The sequence below is a fragment of the Kutzneria sp. NPDC052558 genome, from assembly GCF_044547355.1.
Taxonomy (GTDB): domain Bacteria; phylum Actinomycetota; class Actinomycetes; order Mycobacteriales; family Pseudonocardiaceae; genus Kutzneria.
Genome location: NZ_JBIUAG010000032.1, coordinates 25738 through 46804 on the forward strand (window position 1 = coordinate 25738; position 21067 = coordinate 46804).

Here is a 21067-nt window from a genome sequence, read left to right on the forward strand (position 1 = left end):
GCGCCGGGCCGGGCCGGATCAGCCGACGACCTGCCAGTGGCTGTACGGGCTGATCATCTGGTAGCTGCGGCTGGGGCAGTCGAAGGACGCGTTGCCCGTGTCGTAGCGGGTGTCGGAGTTGCTGGCCGAGGCCGCCGTCCAGGTGCCGCCCAGGTTCACCTGGATGTTGTTGGCCGAGAACGTCTTGCCGGCCATGTCGGTGCAGGCGTAGCTCTGCCCGTTGCTCTGAACGCTGGAGTACAGTTCGTTGACGTCCCATCCCGTCGTGGTGCCGACCTGTGTGTTGCCCGACGAGGTGTAGAGCGTGTCGTACGCCTTGGTCGAGTAGTTGTAGAGATAGGCGACCCAGGTGTTCGCGCCGGTCTTGAGGATCTCCGTCGTGTACGCCCCGCCGCTGGTGTACTTGGACACGAACGACGCGTTGATCGGCACCGACGCCTCGAAGTCGATGTGGTTGCACCAGTCCCACGCCTCGACCGCCTGCACCGAGGTCGTGTAGACCGTGGTCACCTCGATGCACGAGCCGCCCGCCGGGAACAGCGTCGGCGTGTAGATCGTGGTGCCGCTGTTGGTCGGGTGCAGCGCCGTCGTCACGCTCTGGGCCGCGAACGCCCCCTGGTTGTTGCCCTTGTCGAGGAACGCCGTCCCGGCCGACGGGTGGATCGTCGCCTGCGCCGCGTGCCCCGCCAGCGTCCGGCCCAACATGTTGGCGTGCGCCTGGATGAAGCCGTCCTTCAGGCCGGCCGTGCCCGCTTGCGCGCCCGCCACCTGCTGGTGGCTGACCGGCGCTGTCGGCGTCGCGGTGGCCGGCGCCGCGTCGGCCGGCGCGGCCATCAGCACAATGGCGGTGCCGGCGGCCATGGCGACGCCGATGCGCCGAAGAGTGTTTGCTCGCATGGGTGTTTTCCGTTCGTGCAGGGGTTACGAACGGAAAACGACGCTACCGTCGAGGATTCCTCCACGGGGCGATGTCCGGCCGCCAGAAAATCAACAGTGAAGAACGGCCGACTTTCAGCCGTTGCTGACGGTCGCGTCGGCGACGCCGTCACCGCCGTCCGCGAGGCTCGGTGGGATCGGGCAGGCTGAATGAAAACCCTGACTGTTCTAGTTGCAACTAGAGTAGTCTGGGTTCGTGAAGATTGTGCTGCCCGGGGGGACGGGCCATGTCGGCAGGATGCTGAGCCGTGAGCTCAGGGCGGCGGGGCACGAGGTGGTGGTGCTGAGCCGGGGCGGGGGAGGCGTCCGGTGGGACGGCCGGAGCCTGGGGCCGTGGGCCCGGGAGCTGGACGGGGCGGACGCGGTGGTGAACCTGGCCGGACGCAGCGTGAGCTGCCGATACACGGCCGGGAACCTCAGGGAGATGATGGACTCCCGGATCGACTCCACCCGAGTGGTGGGGGAGGCGATCGGGCGGGCGGAGCGGCCGCCGAGGGTGTGGCTGCAGATGAGCACGGCGACGATCTACGCCCACAGCGTCGACCGGGCCAACGACGAGGCCGGCGGGGTGATCGGCGGCGGCGAGCCGGGCGTGCCGCGATACTGGGAGTACAGCGTCCGCATCGCCAGGAAATGGGAGCAGACGCAGGAAAGGGCCGCCACGCCGGCAACCCGCAAGGTGGCGCTGCGGACGGCGATCGTGATGAGCCCGGACCGGGGCGGGGCGTTCGACGTGCTGCGCAGGATGGCCCGCTACGGCCTGGGCGGCGCGGTGGCGGGCGGCCGGCAGCACGTCTCCTGGATCCACGAGCAGGACTTCGCCCGGGCCGTGCTGTTCCTGCTCGAACGCGAGGACCTCGACGGCCCGGTCAACCTGGCGGCCCCGAACCCGTTGCCGCACAAGGAATTCATGGCCACGATGCGAGCGGCCTGCGGCGTCCCGGCGGGGCTGCCGGCGACCCGGTGGATGGCCGAGCTCGGGGCGTTCGCACTGCGTACGGACACCGAACTGCTGCTCAAGAGCCGGCGCGTGGTGCCGGGACGGCTCCAGGACGCCGGCTTCCGCTTCGACTTCCCCCGCTGGTCGGAGGCGGCCTTCGACCTGGTGGCCCGAACCTAGAGCAGCTCCAGGGCAAGCGAGCCGGCGGTGTCGGTGTCGGGGGCGGTGCGGACGAGGGAGCTGTCCGACACGCCGCCGGGCAGGTCGCCGAGCACGACGTGGGGGATGCCGGCCAGCAGGGCCAGCAGGTGCGCGTCCAGGTCGTCGGTGACGAGCACCTGCCCGCCGCCGAGCACGGTGAGGGCGTGCTGGACCTGGGCCTTGGCCAGCGGCACGAAGGTCGCGGACAGGGCCCGCCAGGTGCGCCGGGCGAACTCGGGGTCGCGGGCGGCTCGCGAGCGGAGCTCGGCATGCGCTCGGGCGGCGACGACGTGCTTGGGGTTGTGGCCGGGGTCGGGGGAGCTCCACGACAGGGCCCGGCCGTCCACGTGCCAGAGCACTTCGACGTCCACGGCGCCGAGCCGCGGTAACGCCCCCAGGGCCAGCGGCAGCGGCGGCATCTTGAGGTCGAACAGCGGCACCACGGGCACGTCGACCGAGGCCAGCACGGCGGCGTCGACCGGGCAGGACAGCAGCAGCGGACCCTCACCGGCCTGCACGGCCTCGGCCGACAGGGTCTCGGGCAGACACTGGTAGGCCACGCGCACGCCCAGCCGCCGCAGCGCGATGCGCAGGCCGAGCCAGCGGGCGGGGTCCCCGGGCGAGGATGTGTCGGGGAAGTGCACCAGCGACACGCGGCGGGCCTCGCCGAGCGCGGCGAGCAGGCCGTCGTCGATGGCCGTGTTCAGCGAGCGGAGCAGCGTGCTGTCGGGATGCGGCACCGACAGATCATGGCAGGCCCGCCGGTCACCTAGACTGGGAGGGGAAGAAATCCACGCGCGTGCCCGAACCGCGAGTGGCTACGCTGAGAGATCGAAACACGAGAACCAATCTGGGATCGCCACCGGTGACTGCTGCCCATATCGACCTGCCCCAGCTGATGCTGCGCGACGAGCATCGGCTGCGTCGGCGCATCGACGGCGCGCGCAAGCTCCGTGACGAGGCCAAACGCCGCGCCGCGCTGGAGCGGATCGACGACGAGGTGCTGGCCGCGCAGGCCCGGCTGGCCGCCCGGGTGGCGGCGGTGCCGCGCGTCAGCTACCCGGAGGAGCTGCCGGTCAGCCAGCGCCGCCAGGACATCCTCGACGTGATCCGGGACAACCAGGTGGTGATCGTGGCCGGCGAGACCGGCTCCGGCAAGACCACCCAGCTGCCCAAGATCTGCCTGGAGCTGGGCCGGGGCCTGCGCGGTGTGATCGGCCACACCCAGCCCCGCCGGCTGGCCGCCCGCACGGTGGCCGAGCGGGTGGCCGAGGAGCTGCGCACCGAGCTGGGCAAGGTGGTCGGCTACAAGGTCCGGTTCACCGACCAGGTCGGCGAGGACACGCTGGTCAAGCTGATGACCGACGGCATCCTGCTGGCCGAGATCCAGAGCGACCGGCTGCTGTCCCGCTACGACACGCTGATCATCGACGAGGCCCACGAGCGCAGCCTCAACATCGACTTCATCCTCGGCTACCTCAAGCAGCTGCTGCCGCGCCGCCCCGACCTCAAGGTGATCATCACCTCGGCCACCATCGACCCGGAGCGCTTCTCCCGGCACTTCGGCGACGCCCCGATCGTCGAGGTCTCCGGCCGCACCTACCCGGTGGAGACCCGCTACCGCCCGATCATCGACCCTGATGACCCGGACGCCGACCCGGACCGCGACCAGGTGCAGGCCATTCTCGACGCGGTGGACGAGCTCCAGGCCGAGGGCCCCGGCGACATCCTGGTGTTCCTGTCCGGCGAGCGGGAGATCCGCGACACCGCCGACGCACTGTCCAAACAGGACCTACGGAACACCGAGATCCTGCCGCTGTACGCCAGACTGTCCTTCGGCGAGCAGCACCGGGTGTTCCAGCGGCACACCGGCCGGCGCATCGTGTTGTCCACCAACGTCGCCGAGACCTCGCTGACCGTGCCCGGCATCAAGTACGTGATCGACCCGGGCAACGCCCGCATCTCCCGCTACAGCCACCGTCTCAAGGTCCAGCGGCTGCCGATCGAGCCGATCTCCCAGGCCTCGGCCAACCAGCGCAAAGGCCGGTGCGGCCGGGTTTCCGAGGGCATCTGCGTCCGGCTGTACTCCGAGGAGGACTTCGAAAGCCGCCCGGAGTTCACCGACGCCGAGATCCTGCGCACCAACCTGGCCTCGGTCATCCTCCAGATGATCGCCGCCGGCCTGGGCGACATCTCCGCGTTCCCGTTCATCGACCCGCCGGACCGCCGCAACATCAACGACGGCATCGGCCTGCTCCAGGAGCTCGGCGCGCTCGACAAGGACAAGCTGACGCCGATCGGCCGGCGCCTCTCCCAGCTGCCGGTCGACCCGCGGCTGGCCCGGATGGTCGTGGCGGCCGAGGAGAACGGCTGCGTGCGCGAGGTCATGGTGATCGCCGCCGCACTGTCCATTCAGGACCCGCGCGAGCGCCCCACCGACCAGCAGGAGCAGGCCCAGCAGCAGCATGCCCGGTTCCGCGACCCCGACAGCGACTTCATCGGCTTCCTCAACCTCTGGAACTACCTGCGGGAGCAGCAGAAGGAGCTGTCCTCCAACCAGTTCCGCAAGATGTGCCGGGCCGAGTTCCTCAACTACCTGCGCGTGCGCGAGTGGCAGGACATCTACGCCCAGCTGCGCCAGGTGGTGAAGGGCCAGGGCGTCTCGGTCAACGGCGGCGAGATCGACACCAGGGGCATCCACCTGTCCCTGCTGGCCGGCCTGCTGTCCCACCTCGGCATGAAGGACGTCATCACCAAGGGCGTGCCCCGCAAGGGGCCCAGCGAATATCTCGGGGCCCGCGGCGCGAAGTTCGCGATCTTCCCGGGCTCGGCGCTGTCCCGGCAGCAGCCGCAGTGGGTGATGGCCGCCGAACTCGTGGAGACCTCCCGGCTGTGGGCCCGGACCGTGGCCAAGATCGAGCCGGAGTGGGCCGAGAAGCTGGGCGCGCACCTGGTCAAGCGCAACTACAGCGAGCCGCACTGGGAAGCCAAGCAGGGCGCGGTGATCGCCACCGAGAAGGTCACCCTGTACGGCCTGCCGATCGTGGCCGCGCGCCGGGTCAACTACGGCCGCATCGACCCCGAGGTGAGCCGGGAGCTGTTCATCCGGCACGCCCTGGTGGACGGCGAGTGGCGCACGAACCACCAGTTCTTCCACCACAACCGCAAGCTGCTCGACGACGTGGAGAAGCTGGAGGACCGGGTCCGCCGCCGCGACATCAAGGTCGACGACGAGACCCTGTTCGACTTCTACGACAAGCGGGTCGGCGCCGAAGTGGTGTCGGTGCGGCACTTCGACACGTGGTGGAAGAAGACCCGCCGCGAGCAGCCGGACCTGCTGACCTTCGATCCCGAGATGCTGGTCAACGACAGCGCCGGCGGCATCACCGAGGCCGACTACCCGGACCACTGGACCCAGGGCGGCGTGCAGCTGCCGCTGACCTACCGGTTCGAGCCGGGCCGCCGCGACGACGGCGTCACCGTGCGGGTGCCGCTGCCGGTGCTGGGCGAGGTCGACGGGGACGGCCTGGCCTGGCAGATCCCCGGCCTGCGGCTGGAACTGGTGACCGCGCTGATCAAGTCGCTGCCCAAGCAGATCCGCCGCAACTTCGTGCCCGCCCCGACCTTCGCCAAGGCCGTGGTCGATCGGCTGGGCCCGAACGACCAGCACGTGCTGGAGTCGGTGGAGCGCGAGCTGCGCACCCTGTCCGGCGTGACCATCCCGCGCGAGGCCTGGCAGCTGGACCAGGTGCCCGAGCACCTCAAGACCACCTTCCACGTGGTCGACGAGCGGGACCAGACCCTGGCCGCGGGCAAGGACCTGGCGGCCATCAAGGAGAACCTGCGGGCCACCATGCGGGCCGCGTTGTCGGCCGCCCCCAACGACATCGAGCGCACCGGCCTCAAGACCTGGGACTTCGGCACGCTGCCGCGCACGCACCGGCAGGCCGTCACCGGCTACGAGGTGACCACCTACCCGTCGCTGGTCGACCGCGGCGACCACGTGGACGTGAAGCTGCTGGACAGCGCCGCCCAACAGCGGGCGGCCATGGTGCTGGGCACGCGGCGCCTGCTGCTGCTCCAGCTGCCGTCCCCGGTGAAGCTGATCGTCCGCAGCCTGAGCAACGACGCGAAGCTGACGCTGAGCCGCAATCCGCACGGCGGCGTGCCGGCCCTGCTGGCCGACTGCGTCGCCACCGCGGTCGACAAGCTCGTCGCCGACGGCGGCGGGCCGGCGTACGACCAGGCCGGCTTCGAGAAGCTGCTGGTCCGGGCCCGACAGGACCTGAACGAGACGGTCCTGGACGTGGTCAACCGGGTCCGCCGGGTGCTCAACGAGGCCCACGCCGCCGAGCGGCAGCTGGCGGCGGCCAAGTTCGCCCCGGACGTCTCGGTCGCCGACATCCGGGCCCAGCTCAAGGCCCTCGTGCACGCCGATTTCGCCGCCGAGACCGGCTACCAGCGGCTGCCGGACGTGGAGCGCTATCTCAAGGCGATCCAACGCCGGCTGGACAAGCTGCCGGAGAACCCCCAGCGCGACATCCAGCGCACCGAGGAGATCGCCGAGATCACCGCCGAGTACCGGGCGCTGCTGGCCGCGGTGCCGCCGGGCGAGCCGGTGGAGAAGCCGCTGCGGACCATCGGCTGGATGATCCAGGAGCTGCGGGTCAGCTATTTCGCCCAGACCCTGGGCACCGCGTACCCGGTGTCCGAGAAGCGGATCTACAAGGCGATGGACGAGCTGTGAGCGAGCTTGCGAGCGAACCATCGAGCACTGCGCATGTGATCGCAGGCGCGCCGAGCGCAAGCGAGGCGTGTCTGTGAGCAACTCCTGCCCGGGGTCGCGCGTCTAGCCGGGCGATGGACCAGTCCTTCGATGACTTCGTGCACTCCCACCAGCAGGCGCTGGTCCGCTACGCCACGCTGCTGTCCGGTGGCCAGGGCGAGGCCGAGGACCTGGTGCAGGAGGTGCTGATCCGGGTCTACCCCCGCTGGGAGACCCTGGAGGGGTCCCGCTACGCCTACGTGCGGCGGGCCGTGACCAACGAGTTCCTGTCGTGGCGGCGGCGCTGGAGCACCCGGCACATCCGGCCGACGGCCGAGGTCCCCGAGGGCCAGGTCGAGCTGGGCTGGTCCGAGCCCGATCAGCGTCTGGCCGCTGAGCTGCGGAAACTGCCCCGACAGCAACGGGCGGCGGTGGTGCTGCGTTATTACGAGGATCTCACCGATGCGGAGATCGCCGTGCTGCTGGGGGTCCGCGAGGCTTCGGTGCGGGCCCACGTGAGCCGGGGTTTGGCGGCGCTGCGGGCTGTCCTGGGGAAGTCGGAGCGTGCGTGGAGGGGTAATGAGTGACGAGGAGGACGAGCTGCGGCGGCTGCTGGCGGCCCGCGCCGACCGGGTGCACTCCCACCTGTCCGGGCCGGCGATCCGCGCCCGGGCGCAGGCCCGCCGCCCGATCCGCCGCTACGCCCCGATCCTGACCGCCGCCGCCGTGCTGGCGGTGGTCGTGGTCAGTCTGGTGCTGCTGCAACGCGGCGGGACGCAGCCGACGCAGCTGCCGCCGGCCGCCCCCGTGACCACGTCGCCGCAGGTCACGTCGCCGCCGGTGGCCACATCGCCGGAGCCGACGAGCACCACCAAGCATTCGCAGGTGAGCACCCCGCCGATGACCACGAACTCGGTGACGACCACCTCGCGCTGAACATTTTTCGCCGTCGGTGCAACAGATCCGGCGCGGGCCGCATGGAAGTGGTGTCAGACCCGATCATCGAGAGGACACCTCATGCGTATCCCCGCTGTGCTGCGGTCCCGCCGGACCATCGTCGCGACGGCGGTCGCCGTCAGCGTGTTGGGGGCCGGCACGGTCGCCATGGCGGCGACCTCGGCCGCAGGCGGCACGCCGGCGCCGACCACGACCTCCAAGCCCGTCCCGGTGACCTCGACCGTCACCACGTCGCCGATCCCGACCACGGTCATCCCGCCGACCTCGTCGCCGACCGAGACGACGAAGTCGGCCCCGCAGACCACGGTGACCACCAAGTACCCGCAGCCGACCTCGTCGCCGACCGAGACCACGAAGTCCGCCCCGCAGACCACCGTGTCCGCGCCGCAGTCCACGCCGGCCCACCCGCCGACCACGTGGTCGCCGCCGCAGTCGACGCCGGCCCCCGGCCGTTGATCTAGCCGAAGGCCTTGGTGACCCCGGTTTCCCAACCGGGGTCGCCGGTCTCGGCGAACCGCACCCAGGCCGTGTTCATCGCCGTGGCCAGCTCGCGCGGCGCGCCGTCGGGCGCGGTCGCGGAGGGGACGGACAGGAAGCGGTGGATGCCGTCGGCGACCTCGCCACGGATCCGGTCACGAGGCGAAGACCTTCCCTGGGTTGAGGATTCCGTGCGGATCGAGCGCGTTCTTCACCGCCCGGTGCATGTCCAGCACCGCCGGGCTGAGCTCCTTGACCAGCCCGTCCCGCTTGAGCAGGCCCACCCCGTGCTCGGCGGTCACGGTGCCACCCAGCGCCAGCGCGTCGTTGATGATGTCGGTGAACGCCGCCTCGGCCCGGCGCCGCGCGCCCTCGTCGGCCAGCGGCGTGATCAGCAGCGGATGCAGGTTGCCGTCGCCCACGTGGGCCAGGTTGGCGATGAGGATGTCGTGCCGCTCGGCCGTGGCCTCGATCCGGCCCAGCATCTCGGCGATCTTGTTGGTGGGCACGCAGATGTCCTCGGTCAGCACCGGCCCCAGGCGCTCCAGCGCCGGGTAGGCCAGCCGGCGGGCCGAGAACAGGGCGTCGGCCTCCTCCTGGTCGGTGGACATCGCGGCCCAGGTCGCGCCGGCCTGCTCGAAACAGGCCAGGATGGCCGCCGCCTCGTCCTCGCCGGCCGTGTCGGTGCGGCCCAGCAGCACCACGTCCGCCTCGGCCGACAGGCCCATGTTCTTCCACGCGTCCACCGCGCGCAGGCAGTGTCGGTCGACCAGCTCCAGCGCCGAGGGCACCACCCCGGCCGCCGCCACCGCCGCCGCGGCCTCGCCGGCGGCGACGATCGAGTCGAAGTAGCCGGCCACCGTGCGCTCCGGGGCCCGCTTTGTCCGCAGCCGCACGGTGATCTCGGTGATCACGCCCAGCGTGCCCTCGGAGCCGACCATCAGCCCGGTCAGGTCGTAGCCGGCGACGCCCTTGTGCGTGCGGCGGCCCAGCCGGACGATCTCGCCCGTGCCGGTCACGACCTCCATGCCCAGCACGTAGTCGCGGGTCACGCCGTACTTCACGCAGCACACGCCGCCGGCGTTGGTGGCCGTGTTGCCGCCGATCGTCGACCACGGCGAACTGGCCGGATCCGGTGGGTACCAGAGGTTCTGCTCGGCGCAGGCCGCCCGCAGGTCGTCGTTGACCACGCCCGGCTCGACCACCGCCAGCCGCTCGACCGGATCGATCTCCTTGATCGCGTTCAGCTGGTCCATCGCCAGCAGCACGCAGCCCTCGACCGCGTTCGCCCCGCCCGACAGTCCGGTGCCCGCGCCCCGCGTGACCAGCGGCGCCTTGTGCTTGACGCACTGTCGGACCACCGCTTGCACGTCCTGCGCGCCGCGTGGTCGCACCATCGCCGCCGGCAGCGTGTGCGGGGCCCATTCCGCCTCGTCGTGGGCGTAACTGCCGAGCACGTCCGGGTCAGTCACCACACGATCCGGCGGCAGCACCTTGAGCAGGTCGTCGATCAGCACGCCTTTCACCGTAGTCGTACAAGGGACCGGTTGAGGTCCTTGATTGTGGCCGCCCCGACCAGCCGCATCGTGCGGGTCAGCTCCTCGTGCAGGATGGCGATCGCCTTGGCCACCCCAGGCCGGCCGCCGGCCATCAGCCCGTACAGGTAGGGCCGCCCGATCAGGCACGCTTTCGCGCCAAGGCCGACGGCCGCCGCGATGTCCGCGCCGGTTCTGACGCCCCCGTCGACGTACACCTCGATCCGGTCGCCGACCGCGTCGGCCACCGCCGGCACCAGCTCCAGCGGGGCCGGGCCGCGGTCCAGCTGCCGGCCGCCGTGGTTGGACAGCACCAGGGCGTCGGCGCCCGACTCGGCCGCCTTGTGCGCGTCCCGGACGCTCTGGATGCCCTTGACCACCAGCGGGCCGGCCCAGACCTCGCGCAGCCAGGCCAGATCCGCCCAGGTGAGGTTCCGGTCGAACATCTTCGCGCCGACGTCGGAGGGGGCCATCGAGCCGTCGCCGTCGATCGAGGCGAAGCGCAGCGGCTCGGTGGTGAGCATGTTCCACCACCAGCGGGGTTTGGTCGCGCCGTCGACGAAGGTCCGCAGGCTCAGCCGGGGCGGCAGCGTCAGGCCGTTGCGGACGTCCCGGACCCGGTTGCCCGGGACCGGCGTGTCCACCGTCAGCACCAACGCCGTGAAGCCGGCCGTTCGGGCCCGTTCGATCAGGTCCAGGGTGAATCCCCGGTCCCGCCAGACGTAGAGCTGGAACCAGAGGTTGTCGCCCCGCAGGTCTTCCGGCGCGGTCGTGCCCATTGTGGACAGTGTGTACGGGATGCCGGCTTCCGTTGCCGCGCTCGCCACTGCCGGCTCGCCGACGTGGTGCATCATCCGGGTGTAGCCGGTCGGGGCGAGGATCAGCGGGAGAGCCGCCGGCCGGCCGAGGATCGTTGTTGTGGTGTCGGCGTCGCCGCCGACCAGGACCTGCGGGCTGAACTCGACCCGTTCGAACGCGGATCGGTTGCGCCGCAGGCTGATCTCCTCGTCCGCGCCACCCTCCACGTAGTCGAACACCGCCTTCGGCACTCTGCCGCGGGCGGCTCGGCGCAGGTCGTGCAGCGTGTGCGCCCGCTTGACGGGATCCAGCTCCAGGCCGCGTGGCTGCAACAGGGGCCGCAGTTCCCGCCAGCGGGGCACACGTCGCGTCATGGCTAGCAGTCAAGCACCGTGTGCCAGGCCTTTTCCAGCTCCTCGGGGCCGAATCCCCTGCTGCGCCAGGCGATCACGAAATCCGGCCGGACCAGCGTCGCCCCCTCGGGCGTGATGCCGTACTTGTGGCAGAACTCCGGCTCGTCGATCACGTGCACCTCGACCGGCAGCTTGGTGCTTTTGTAGGCTGGGTTGCCGGTCAGGAGAACGAAGCCACGGCCCAGCAGGTCGGTCGTCGATCCGTTGCGCAGCTTGACATACGGCGCTCGCACCCCCGGCCTCCCGGTCGGCTTCGTGGGGTCCTCCCACAACTCGCCCGTGTCGCCCGGCTCGGCGATGATCGCCCCGCCGAGCTGCCGGTAGCCGAAGAACAGGGCGCTCACCGGCTCCACCGGCTCCGGCAGCGTCGGGTCGTCCACCGGGCCCGGCCGGCCGCGCTGGGTGAACAGCAGGAACTGCTGGTCGGCCAGGATCTTGGAGTAGGGCCGCCGCTCCGGGTCGTGACTGGCCAGCAGCCCCGGCCCGGCCTGGTTCTTCGTGACCATGGCCAGCTTCCAGGCCAGGCTGAAGCCGTCCATGATCGCCGTGTTGCCGCCGAAGGCGCCCGTCGGAGGCATCAGCCGGGCCGCGTCCCCGACCAGGTGGATCCGGCCATCGCTGAAGCGCTCGGCCACCCCGTGCACCGTCTCCGAGCTGCTGTCCGGCAGGGTCATCACCTTCGGCTCCAGGTCCGGGATGCCCGTCGCCGTGCGGATGACCCGCACCCAGTCGACCGGCTCGCCGGTGTCCGCCACGCCCACCGCGTACCGGCCTGGCTCGTCCGTGCCGACCAGCACGCCGGCGCCGCCCGGCAGTTCCGGATTGACCAGGTAGCAGAGGAATTCGTCGTGTTCGAGGTCCAGGTCCGCCTCGAACAGCGCGCCCACCCCGCGCCCGAGCGAGCCCCGGCCCACCAGCTCGATGCCCAGCTGCCGCCGGATCGGGCTGCGATGCCCGTCCGCCGCGACGACGTGGTCGAACTCCTTGTCTTCCACCTCACCGGTTTCGAGGTCCTTGATCCGTGCGGTGACGCCGTTCTCGTGCTGCGCCAACGACAGCAGCTCCGTGCTGAACCGCAGGTCCGCCCCCAGCTCCCGGGCCCGGTCGGCCAGGATCGGCTCCATCCGCTCCTGGCTCAGCCCCGCCCACCCCGCCGGCGAGAGCGCGGTGAAGTCCGGGTTCGTGATCATGATCTCTTCCAGCAGGCGGCCCTTCAGGCTCACCGCCCTGATGATCCGGAACCGCCCGTCCGGCGGCGAGGCCGCCGTCACCCGCTCCGCCACCCCCGCCACCCGCAGCGCCTCCATGACGTGCGGAAACTGCCCCCTGGCCTTCGGGTGCACCGAGGTCGTCGGGTGCCTCTCGATCAGCACCGGCGGGGCCCCGTGCAGGGCCAGGAACATCGCCGTCGACAGCCCCGACAAGCCGCCTCCCACCACCAACACCGTCATCGTCGCTCCCCCTCTTGGACCTTCGAACGTCGTTCGTTATGGAGTACACTGTTTGTAGCTGCGAACGCTGTTCGTGTCAACTAGAGTGGTCTCGTGTCACTTCCGGAACCCCCTTGGCGCAAGCCCGTGCGCCAGCAGCTCAGCCGCGAGCTGATCGTCGACACCGCCCTCGAGATCCTCGACCGGGAAGGCATGGCCGCCCTCAGCATGCGGCGCATCGCCACCGAGCTCGGCACCGGCGCGGCGTCGCTCTACGCCCACGTCAGCAACAAGGAGGAGCTCCAGGAGCTGCTCGTGGAACGGGTCCTCTCCCAGGTCCCGCACCCGGTCGTCGAGGCAGGGCGCTGGGCGGAACAACTCCGTGAGCTGTGCTTCGCCACCGTGCGGGCCCTCACCGCCCACAACGGCATCGCCCGCGTCGCCCTCGCCACCATCGTCCCCACCGGCGAGGCTTCCTTTGTGCAGGCTGAGGTGTTCCTGGAACTACTCCGCGCTTCGGGTCTGTCCGACGCCCACGTCGCCGTCGCCTTCGACGTCCTCAGCCTCTACTGCACCGCCTACGCCGTCGAGACCGACGCCATCCGCAGCGGGGAGTTCTCCGAAGCCCAGATCCTCGAACGCACCCGGCAGTTGGGGGAGTACATGGCTGCCTTGCCAGCCGATCGCTTCCCCGCGTTGTTGGCTTTGGGGCCGCTGCTGGGATCCGGGTCGCCGGATGCCCGGTTCGGGGCGGCTATCGATCTGGTGTTGGCCGGGATCGAGGTGCTGGCGGCCCGGTCGGGGGAGAAGTAGGACGGAGGCCGAGGCCGGCCAGACAAACCAGGAGCAAGGCCGAGAGGGTGGCGACGGGGAAGCCGGCGGTGGGGCCCCAGGCGTCCACGGCCCAGCCGGTGAGCGCGGACGCGGCGGCGGAGCCGGCGGCGCTGGCAGAGCCGAGCCAGACGAAGGCCTGGGTGAGCACGGCGCGGGGGACGGTGGCCGAGGTGAGCACCGAGCTGAGAACGATGATCAGGGGGACGGCGAAGCCGGTGATCGGGACGGAAAAGGCCAGCGCCGAAGGGGAAAGGGCGAAGAGGGGCGGCACGGAGCCGAGCAGCAGGAGCGCGGCGGCGAAGGCCAGCTGGACCCCGGGGGACCAGCGCCAGCGGCGGAGGCCGTAGAGCCAGCCGGCGAGAAGACTGGCGGCGCTGGAGACCAGCAGCAGGGCCGAGCTGTGCGCGGGGACAAAAGCGGTGAGGGCGAGCGGCATCGAGCCGAAGAACCCGCCCAGCGCCAGATTGACGCCGGCAAGGAGCGCGAAACTGGGCCGTAGCAGGGACGGAGAGGAACGGGCAGCGGAAATGCGGCGCTGGCCGGCGAGGCGGGGCGAGGAAGGGGGAGGGGCGGTGCGGCGTTGGGCGGCGAAGACCAGGCCGCCGAGGATGACGAGGGTGACGGCCGAGAGGGCGCCGGCGTAGGGGTGGCCGAGGGACCCGAGGAGGCTGACGAGGGCGGGGCCGGCGAGGAAGGCCAGCTCGTTGGCCAAGGCCTCCAAGGCGAAGGCAGAGGGGAGGGAGTCGCGCAGGAGGAAGGTCCAGCGGGCGGCGGAGAGGGCCCCGAGTTGAGGGATGGTGCCACCGGCCAGTACGCCGGCGGAAGTCAGGAGCCAGTCGGGGGCGCGGAAGGCGACCAGAGTCACCAGAGTGGCGATGGCCAGGGCGTGGGCCAAGACGCCGAAGGGGAGCACGCGGGTCTGGCCGAAGCGGTCGGTCAGGCGGGCGAGTTGGGGGCCGGCCACGGCCTCGGCGATGGCGAAGCCGGCGGTGACGAGGCCGGCGGTGGTGTACGAGTCGGTGCGGGAATGCACCAGCCAGACCAGGCCGAGGCTGGTCATGGCGATGCCGACGCGGCCGAGGGCGGCGGAGAAGAAGAACGCGGCGGCGCCAGGGGTGCGGAGCAGGCAGCGGTAGGAAGGCATGGACGTGTCCCGTCGCGGCCAAGCGGGGCGCGACCGCAACGGGGTCGTCGGCGTCCGGATTCACCGACCCGCGGTCATCGCCGGGAACCGTCCACAAGTGGCATGAGGTAGGGACACGCACCCCACGCCGGCTCCATCACCGGGCAGAAGTCGATCTCAGTCGACGGCCAGCATAGGTGGACGGGGCGGGGACGTCCACGAGTTATCAGGGGGCTCCCTCGCGCGGCGTGGGCAACTAGGACCGCACGGGCGAGCTGGCGACGGCTGCCTCGGCCAACTCCACCAAGCGGTCGAGCGACACCGGCTGGTCCCGCACGACGGCCTCGCGCACGGCCCGGGTCACCACCTGGTTCACGATGTCGGCCGCAGTCAGGGGGCGCTGCGGCCGACCCAGGGCCTTGTGCACGCGGCGCAGTGACGACTCGGCGAACACGTCGCCCAGCAGGTCGGTGAGGATCCGTAGCCGAGCGGCCTCGGTCGGCCGGTCGAACTCGTACACCGCGGCCCGCCGCAGCACCGCCGGGTCGATCCGGTCCACCAGGTTGGTGGCCATCACGAAGGCCAGCCTTGCGCCGGACCGCATGCTGGCCCGGTCGAGCGCCACGATCAGGCCGTCCACGATGGCGACGTTCTCCTGGGCGCCGGAGCCGATGTCGTCGGTGCCGCGGGAGCTGGCCACGGCGTCGGCCTCGTCGAGGAACACGATGGTCGGCAGCCCGTGCCGGGCGGCGACCTGGTAGATCGTCTCGATGACGTTGACCAGCTCGCTGCCGGCGCGGCCCTGGATGCCCTGTCCGCGCAGCCTTTCGTTGAGCTGCACGAACAAGGTGTCCTGCCCGAGCGCGCGGGCGCAGGCCGGCGCGATGCCGTGCATCAGCGCCGACTTGCCGGTGCCCGGGTCGCCGTGCAGCAGGATCAGCGAGGTGCTCTCCCGCACCGCCCGCAGTGTGTCCACAGTGGACTTTCCGTAGTGCTTGGCCGCCCACGCCCGGAACCAGTCGTCGCCACGCAGCCGGGTGACCACGTCGCCGAGCACGTCGGTCACCGGCACCCCGTGCAGTCGCCCGAGCCGCCGCTCCGCCTGCTCGATGCCCTTGGTGTCCCGGCAGGACGCGATGTAGGCGGCGGACAGGTAGTGCTTCAGGTCCTCGCTGATCGCGCTCGGCACCTGCGACGGCGACGCGGCCGGCGACGCGATGTCGTCGACCTCGATGACCGTCGCCTTGCCGACCTGGCCCGGCGCCGACACGGCGACGAGCACCACCTCGGCCGTGCCGCCGGACGGGAGCGGCACCTTCAGCGTGGTGCCGATCGCGGACGCCTCGATCGGGATGCCGTCCAGCTGCCGGCGGATCGCCTCGCGCAGCTCGGCCGGGGCGACCGGTTCGGCGCCGCGCAGCCGGAAGCCCAGGGTCTGGATCGCGGACTTGTTGGCGTTGAACATGGTCAGGCGACCGGTCCGATCCCGGCGACCGCGTGGCGGAGGATGTCCACCAGCGGCACGCCGATCAGCTGGGTGATGATCAGATCGAGCAGGGTCTTGCCGATGTAGAGGGCGATCTTGGCCCCGTTGCGCTGCCAGAGCGGCTTCTCGGCGCGCACGGCACTGGTGATCGAGTCGACGAGCTTGGTCTCCACCGGCCGCCGGGCCAGCCGGTCGCCGCTGGACGCGGCGCGCAGCAGCGAGTCGGCGGCGTGCAGGGTGGGCGCGCGCACCGCCCGAACCGCTTGCAGGGCCTGCCAGTCCGGCTCGTTGTCGACCAGGCGCCCGGACAGCGCCACGGTGGTGTCGACCCAGTTGGCCGGCGGCGTGCTCAGATAGTGCACGTTGACCACGCGGGCCAGCTGGTCGAGCTGGCCCCGGTCGCTCAGCACGATGCCGAAGTCGCTGATCCGCCCGTTGATCCGCTCCACCGAGGTCAGCGTGGGCAGGCTGGCATCGGTCTCGGAGACCACCAGGTTGGTGGAGATCACGTCCCGCGCCGGCAGCGCCATCGACATCGGGCCGCGCCCGGCCAGCGCCACGTCCAGGGTCAGGGTGGTCATCGGCTCATCCGCCTGAACTCCTCAGCCTCGGCCACCAGTGGCCCGGAGGCGTACGTGCTGTACGCCGTGTGCTGCCCGCCGGTGTACCGGCCGACGAAACCGCCGGGCTGGCCCGGCGGGCGCGGCAGGCCCCACCGGGTGCCCTGGATGATCTGGCGCTGCTTGTCCAGCGGCAGGTTGCGCATCCGCTGGCTCCAGTGCACCCAGGCGGTGAGCCGGGCGCTGGCCGGCACCGCCACCGGCGTGATGGCGCGGCCGCCCAGCCCCACCCGGCCGCCGTCGCCGGTGTAGGAGATGGCGTAGCGCAGCTCGTGGTACACCAGGTTTCCCTGCTGCGGGTCCGCTATGGACAGTCCGATGGTGGTCACGGCGTCGTTGATCAGGAAGGTGCTGAACGACAGGTCGAGCTCGTTGATCCGCTTCCAGTCGACGATGCTGGGATAGCTCGCCTGCATGGCCCCGAGATCGCGTTTGATCTGCTGCGACACGTAGAGCACGTCAACCTGGGTGACGGTCAGGCTCATCACCTGGACGACCGACATCGTTCTCCTTCCCGGTCCACGCGCCGCCACGGCGTCCGGATCGAGTCGCCGTACTGGTCTAAGGGGACGAATCGCGCATCCCCTCATCGGCGGCGGGCACGACCGTGTTGCCGGTCGGCCCACCGGATTCACCCGAAGCGACCAGCGTGCTCACTGACCCGGCGTAAACACGTCCAGGGGTGCGGTCGTCGCGACCGCACCCCTGGCGTGAGCGTCAGGTGACGGTGATGTCGTAGCGGACGCCGCCGAGATCGCCGTAGTTGGGATCGAACTGGTCGACCACGACCGTCGACGCCCCGGGTTGTTCGGCCAGGAACGTGAGGGTGACGGTGGCGTGCTCGCCCGGATCGAGGGCGAGGTTGTCGATCGAGGCCTTCCTGGGGTCGACGATGCGCAGCTGGGTCGGGCCGGACTGCTCGATGCCGGATCCGGCCGCACCGTTGGCTTTCCAGCGTTCGTACAGCGTCGGGCCGAGGTCGACGGTCAGGTCGCCGGGCCCGACGAACGGCTTGTCCGGGGCGGTGATCACCAGGCTGCTGCGGGACACGCCGTCCAGCGGATTGCCGAGCCGGAACTGGCGGGTGTCCGGCTTGCCCACCAACAGCGACACGATGTCCACGTTGTGCCAGGCGATGTTGTTGTTCCACCGGGTGTTGAACGCGGTGTCGGGCGTCTCGGGATCGGTCATCGGATCGGCGGCGGAGACCCAGCGGGCCAGCAGGCAGAAGTGCCCCGGCCCGGGCACCTTGGGCCACTTCAGCTCCACGAGCATGCCGCCGCCAGGCACGGTCAGCGCGGCGGAGTTGAACTGGATCCAGTCGATCGGCCAGATCGTGCCGCCGCTCGGGTTGGTGTAGTACAGGTTGAGCTTGCCGGTCACCGGTCCGGGGCCGTACTCGTGCAGCTGCACGACGACGTAGTTGTCCTGCCCGGCAATGGGATTCACGCCGGGCGACGGACAGATCACCGGAGTGTCGCAGACCCAGATGTCGGGGCTGTGGTAGATGTCGCCGGGGCTGGGGGTGTCGCCGGTGTCGAGCGGGCTGTCGTCGTCCATGATGTAGACGTCGTTGCGCCCGTGCTGGTGGGGATGCCCCACCTGGCCGGCCGTGGCGGCCGGGGCGGTGCCCAGCAGCGCGGCCGCGATGGCGACCGTGAGCACCGCGATGAGCGTGCGTGGTCGAAAGCGCATATGTGTCCTGCTTCCGGTCGGTTCCGCATGAGCCGGAGCCAGTAGGCCCAACCGGTCTGAATTCCTTCTGTACGTGCGATGACACGCCTCAGGCGAGCCGGGCCCGCAACTCCTCGACCAAGGGGGAGCCGATGTCCTCGGCGATGACGAGGGCGTCCCGCCAGTGCCGCAAGGCATCCGCGGTCCGGCCGGCGCGATGGTGGATGCGGCCCAGGCAGTCCAGGCCGACGGCCTCGCCGTTGCGGTCGCCGGTGTCGCGGGCGGCGGCCAGGGCGTCGGCGCCGTAGACCAGGGCCTCGTCCACGTGGTTCTGGGCCAGGTGGCCACGGGCCAGGGTCCCCAGCACCGCGCCCTCCAGCCGCCGGGATCCGGACTCCCGGAACATCGCCAGGGCCCGGTGCAGGCAGTCGGCGCTCTCGGTCAACCGTCCGGCATCCACGTACAGCTCACCGAGATTGGCCAGCACGAAGGCGATCCCGCGCTGGTCACCGGTCTCGCCGAAGATCGTCAGGGACTGCTCGTGGCAGGCGATGGCGTCGTCGAGCCGGCCGGCCCGGCGGTGGCTGGCCCCGAGATTGTTCAGCACGCCGGCGACGCCGGCCGGGAAACCGGCTTCCCGCATGAGCGGCAGGGCGGCCAGATACCGCTCCACAGCACGGTCATAGCGGCCGCAATGGTGTTCGACGGCCCCCAGTCCGACCAGCAGCCGGGCCTCGGCCAGCAGGTCGCCGTCCTGGCGGGCGCAGCCCAGGGCGAGCTCGTGGGTGGCGGTCCAGTCGGCCCAATGGCCCCTGGTCTCGTAGAACCCCCACAGGAAGCGGGCGGTCTGCCAGGCATGGCGGGGAAAACCGTGCTCGGCGGCGGCGCGGACGATCGGCACGAGATTGCCCCGCTCGGCGTCCAGCCAGTCCAGCGCTTGATCCCGGTCGGCGTGGCGTGGGGCGACCGGCCCGGGAACGCGGTCGATGCGTTGCGGGCGAAGGAAGTTGTCGGCACTGTCCACTGTGTACAGATAATGCTCGAACAGACGGGTGCGCGCGGCCCGGCGATCGCCGTCGCTGTCCTCGTCCTGGCACTGGCGAGCGGAGAACACCGCGAGCAGGTCGTGCAGACGGAAGCGGTCCGGCTGCGGCTCGTCGAGCAGGTGGGCGTCGAGCAGGTTCTGGAGCGCGAGGTCGGTGTCCCGCCGGTCCAGGCCGGCCAGCGCGGACGCCGCCGGCAGGGCGAACTCCGGGCCGGGAAACAGGCTCAGCAGGCGGAAAACCCGTTGGCACTGCGGCTGAAGCGAGCGGTAGGACAGCGCGAAGGCGGCGGCGACGCTGCGGTCGTCGGCGGTCAGCTCGGACAGCCGATGCCGCTCGTCGTCGAGACGGGCGAGCAGGTGGCTCACCGACCACGACGGCCGGTGCCGGAGCTTCGCCGCCGCGATCTGCACCGCCAGCGGCAGGAAACCGCACAGCGTGACGACTTTCTCCGTCACGTCGGGTTCGGCCGCCGGTCTCGAAGGGCCGGCGATCGCGCCGAACAGGGTGACCGCGTCCGTGCGGGGCAGGACGTCCAGCGTGACGAACTCGGCGCCGTCCAAACCGGACAACCGTCGCCGGGAGGTGACCAGGGCCAAGGCGTCGGGCGAGCCGGGCAGCAGCGGGCGGACCTGGGCCGCGTCGACGGCGTTGTCCAGCACCACCAGCGCCTTGCGCTCGGCCAGCCGGGCCCGCCACAGCGCGGCCCGGTCGTCGAGCTCGGCCGGGATCTCGGCGGCCGGAACATCCAGCACCCGCAACAACTTGTCCAGCGCGGCGGCCGGATCCAGCGGCCGCGTGCCGCTGGCGTAGCCGTGCAGGTCGAGGTAGAGCTGGGCGTCGGGATAGCGTTCGCGCAGGCCGTGGGCCAGCCGCACGGCCAGGGTCGTCTTGCCCACGCCGGCCATGCCGTCGAGCACACACACCAGCCGGCGGCCGGCCAGCGCCCGAATGGCGGCGGCTTCCCGGCGCCGGCCGGTGAAATCCTCGCTGTCCCGGGGCAGCGTGCAGCGCACCGGGAGTCGGCTCGCGGCGGGCGGTGCGAGCAGCGCCGGATCGCCGACCACGATGCGTTGGCGCAGCTCGGCCAGCACCGGGCTCGGATCCAGCCCCAGCTCCTCGGCGCAGATCGCCCGCGCCCGGTCGAACGCCGACAGCGCGTCGGCCTGCCGGCCCTGCCGGTACAGGGCCAGCATCAGCTGGGCCCACGGCCGCTCGCGCAGCGGGTGATCCCGGGTCAACGTCACCAACTCGTCGCCGGCCTCGACCGGCCGGAGCTGGGCCAGCAGCACATCGATCCGATCCTCGACCACTGCCAGCCGCTGCTCGGTGAGCTGGTCGCGCTGGCTCTCGGCGAACGGCCCGGGCACCCCGCCCAGCACCATGCCGTCGAACAGGGCCAACGCCGCCGTGAAGGCCGACTCGGCCGCGCCGAGGTCGCCGTCCCGCCAGGCCCGGCGGCCGCGCTCACGGCGCCGCTCGAACTGCACGACGTCGACACCGTCGGCCGGCATGTTCAACCGGTAGCCGGCGCGGTGCGATTCCAGGATCCGGCCGGGAGAACGCCTGGTGCGCCCGGGTTCCAGCACACGGCGCAGGCGGGCGACGTAGGTGTGCACGCCGCCGGTCGGGCCGCCGGGCAGCTGCTCGCCCCACACCGAGTCGATCAGCTCCTCGGTGTACACGACCTCGTTGGCCCGCATGGCCAGCACCGCGAACAGGGCCCGCTGCCGGGGCGAGCCCAACGGCAGCTCGTGGCCGTCGAGAGTGGCGCGGGGCGGCCCGAGCAGCCGGACGGCGAGGGTGTCCGGCGCGGCGTCGGCCATGATCGACCT

17 protein-coding genes are annotated in these 21067 nt (G+C 71.2%); 6 read left to right on the forward strand and 11 right to left on the reverse strand.

Features of this window, described 5'->3' with window-relative positions:
* Positions 1–18: 18 nt before the first annotated feature.
* Entirely contained in the window at positions 19–897 is an 879-nt protein-coding gene (locus ACIG5F_RS39095; RefSeq protein ID WP_396525108.1) for a hypothetical protein, read from the reverse strand.
* Between the two features lie 235 nt (positions 898–1132).
* On the opposite strand from ACIG5F_RS39095, the gene ACIG5F_RS39100 reads away from it, so the two are divergent.
* The gene (locus ACIG5F_RS39100) at positions 1133–2056 is read left to right on the forward strand and encodes a TIGR01777 family oxidoreductase (RefSeq protein WP_396525109.1); all 924 of its coding nucleotides are present in this window, start codon (positions 1133–1135) and stop codon (positions 2054–2056) included.
* Here the strand turns inward: ACIG5F_RS39100 and ACIG5F_RS39105 are convergent.
* The gene (locus ACIG5F_RS39105; protein WP_396525110.1) at positions 2053–2817 is read right to left on the reverse strand and encodes a hypothetical protein; all 765 of its coding nucleotides are present in this window, start codon (positions 2815–2817) and stop codon (positions 2053–2055) included. The two genes, ACIG5F_RS39100 and ACIG5F_RS39105, sit on opposite strands and share 4 nt — an antisense overlap.
* 125 nt (positions 2818–2942) lie before the next feature.
* Here ACIG5F_RS39105 and hrpA point away from each other — a divergent pair, with 125 nt between their 5' ends.
* The 4 genes from hrpA to ACIG5F_RS39125 all read left to right on the forward strand — a co-directional run bounded on the left by hrpA (position 2943) and on the right by ACIG5F_RS39125 (position 8255).
* Complete coding sequence (hrpA, locus tag ACIG5F_RS39110) at positions 2943–6824, forward strand: ATP-dependent RNA helicase HrpA (protein ID WP_396525111.1); 3882 nt, start codon at positions 2943–2945, stop codon at positions 6822–6824.
* Positions 6825–6937: 113 nt separating this feature from the next.
* The gene (locus ACIG5F_RS39115) at positions 6938–7429 is read left to right on the forward strand and encodes a SigE family RNA polymerase sigma factor (RefSeq protein ID WP_396525112.1); all 492 of its coding nucleotides are present in this window, start codon (positions 6938–6940) and stop codon (positions 7427–7429) included.
* Positions 7422–7778 carry a hypothetical protein gene (locus ACIG5F_RS39120; protein ID WP_396525113.1) on the forward strand — a complete coding sequence of 119 codons (357 nt, stop codon included), beginning with the start codon at positions 7422–7424 and terminating at the stop codon, positions 7776–7778. The genes ACIG5F_RS39115 and ACIG5F_RS39120 overlap by 8 nt, the downstream gene beginning before the upstream one ends.
* An 81-nt stretch (positions 7779–7859) precedes the next feature.
* Entirely contained in the window at positions 7860–8255 is a 396-nt protein-coding gene (locus tag ACIG5F_RS39125; RefSeq protein ID WP_396525114.1) for a hypothetical protein, read from the forward strand.
* 176 nt (positions 8256–8431) lie between these two features.
* Here the strand turns inward: ACIG5F_RS39125 and ACIG5F_RS39130 are convergent, their stop codons facing one another.
* From ACIG5F_RS39130 to ACIG5F_RS39140, 3 genes are read right to left on the reverse strand one after another with little or no spacing between them, the layout of a single operon-like run.
* Positions 8432–9793, reverse strand: a complete 1362-nt coding sequence (locus ACIG5F_RS39130) for an FAD-binding oxidoreductase (RefSeq protein WP_396525115.1) — start codon at positions 9791–9793, stop codon at positions 8432–8434.
* A 5-nt stretch (positions 9794–9798) separates the two neighbouring features.
* A complete protein-coding gene (locus tag ACIG5F_RS39135; protein WP_396525116.1) occupies positions 9799–10983 on the reverse strand; it encodes an alpha-hydroxy-acid oxidizing protein in 1185 nt (394 codons plus the stop codon).
* Positions 10984–10985: 2 nt separating this feature from the next.
* The gene (locus tag ACIG5F_RS39140; protein ID WP_396525117.1) at positions 10986–12473 is read right to left on the reverse strand and encodes an FAD-dependent monooxygenase; all 1488 of its coding nucleotides are present in this window, start codon (positions 12471–12473) and stop codon (positions 10986–10988) included.
* A 93-nt stretch (positions 12474–12566) separates the two neighbouring features.
* On the opposite strand from ACIG5F_RS39140, the gene ACIG5F_RS39145 reads away from it, so the two are divergent.
* Complete coding sequence (locus tag ACIG5F_RS39145; protein ID WP_396525118.1) at positions 12567–13265, forward strand: TetR/AcrR family transcriptional regulator; 699 nt, start codon at positions 12567–12569, stop codon at positions 13263–13265.
* On the opposite strand, the gene ACIG5F_RS39150 is transcribed toward ACIG5F_RS39145, so the two are convergent.
* The 6 genes from ACIG5F_RS39150 to ACIG5F_RS39175 all read right to left on the reverse strand — a co-directional run bounded on the left by ACIG5F_RS39150 (position 13207) and on the right by ACIG5F_RS39175 (position 21058).
* Positions 13207–14430: an MFS transporter gene (locus ACIG5F_RS39150; protein ID WP_396525119.1), complete on the reverse strand. Its 1224-nt coding sequence runs from the start codon at positions 14428–14430 to the stop codon at positions 13207–13209. The genes ACIG5F_RS39145 and ACIG5F_RS39150 overlap by 59 nt on opposite strands.
* Before the next feature lie 235 nt (positions 14431–14665).
* Positions 14666–15874, reverse strand: coding sequence for an AAA family ATPase (locus ACIG5F_RS39155; protein ID WP_396525120.1), 1209 nt, complete (start codon positions 15872–15874; stop codon positions 14666–14668).
* 2 nt (positions 15875–15876) lie between these two features.
* Positions 15877–16476 (reverse strand): hypothetical protein, encoded by a 600-nt coding sequence (locus ACIG5F_RS39160; protein WP_396525121.1) that lies wholly within the window; start codon positions 16474–16476, stop codon positions 15877–15879.
* On the reverse strand, positions 16473–17018 hold the full coding sequence (locus tag ACIG5F_RS39165) for a hypothetical protein (protein ID WP_396525122.1): 546 nt from the start codon (positions 17016–17018) through the stop codon (positions 16473–16475). The genes ACIG5F_RS39160 and ACIG5F_RS39165 overlap by 4 nt, the downstream gene beginning before the upstream one ends.
* A 214-nt stretch (positions 17019–17232) precedes the next feature.
* The gene (locus ACIG5F_RS39170) at positions 17233–18210 is read right to left on the reverse strand and encodes a hypothetical protein (RefSeq protein WP_396525123.1); all 978 of its coding nucleotides are present in this window, start codon (positions 18208–18210) and stop codon (positions 17233–17235) included.
* Positions 18211–18298: 88 nt separating this feature from the next.
* Positions 18299–21058 carry a BTAD domain-containing putative transcriptional regulator gene (locus tag ACIG5F_RS39175; RefSeq protein ID WP_396525124.1) on the reverse strand — a complete coding sequence of 920 codons (2760 nt, stop codon included), beginning with the start codon at positions 21056–21058 and terminating at the stop codon, positions 18299–18301.
* Positions 21059–21067 lie beyond the last annotated feature (9 nt).

What these genes read in the sequence shown, in the direction of transcription:
- ACIG5F_RS39095 (WP_396525108.1), bottom strand. Translation starts at nt 897, where the DNA reads ATGCGAGCAAACACTCTTCGGCGCATCGGCGTCGCCATGGCCGCCGGC.
- ACIG5F_RS39115 (WP_396525112.1), top strand. Translation starts at nt 6,938, where the DNA reads ATGGACCAGTCCTTCGATGACTTCGTGCACTCCCACCAGCAGGCGCTG.
- ACIG5F_RS39120 (WP_396525113.1), top strand. Translation starts at nt 7,422, where the DNA reads ATGAGTGACGAGGAGGACGAGCTGCGGCGGCTGCTGGCGGCCCGCGCC.
- ACIG5F_RS39125 (WP_396525114.1), top strand. Translation starts at nt 7,860, where the DNA reads ATGCGTATCCCCGCTGTGCTGCGGTCCCGCCGGACCATCGTCGCGACG.
- ACIG5F_RS39135 (WP_396525116.1), bottom strand. Translation starts at nt 10,983, where the DNA reads ATGACGCGACGTGTGCCCCGCTGGCGGGAACTGCGGCCCCTGTTGCAG.
- ACIG5F_RS39140 (WP_396525117.1), bottom strand. Translation starts at nt 12,473, where the DNA reads ATGACGGTGTTGGTGGTGGGAGGCGGCTTGTCGGGGCTGTCGACGGCG.
- ACIG5F_RS39150 (WP_396525119.1), bottom strand. Translation starts at nt 14,430, where the DNA reads ATGCCTTCCTACCGCTGCCTGCTCCGCACCCCTGGCGCCGCCGCGTTC.
- ACIG5F_RS39155 (WP_396525120.1), bottom strand. Translation starts at nt 15,874, where the DNA reads ATGTTCAACGCCAACAAGTCCGCGATCCAGACCCTGGGCTTCCGGCTG.
- ACIG5F_RS39160 (WP_396525121.1), bottom strand. Translation starts at nt 16,476, where the DNA reads ATGACCACCCTGACCCTGGACGTGGCGCTGGCCGGGCGCGGCCCGATG.
- ACIG5F_RS39165 (WP_396525122.1), bottom strand. Translation starts at nt 17,018, where the DNA reads ATGTCGGTCGTCCAGGTGATGAGCCTGACCGTCACCCAGGTTGACGTG.
- ACIG5F_RS39170 (WP_396525123.1), bottom strand. Translation starts at nt 18,210, where the DNA reads ATGCGCTTTCGACCACGCACGCTCATCGCGGTGCTCACGGTCGCCATC.
- ACIG5F_RS39175 (WP_396525124.1), bottom strand. Translation starts at nt 21,058, where the DNA reads ATGGCCGACGCCGCGCCGGACACCCTCGCCGTCCGGCTGCTCGGGCCG.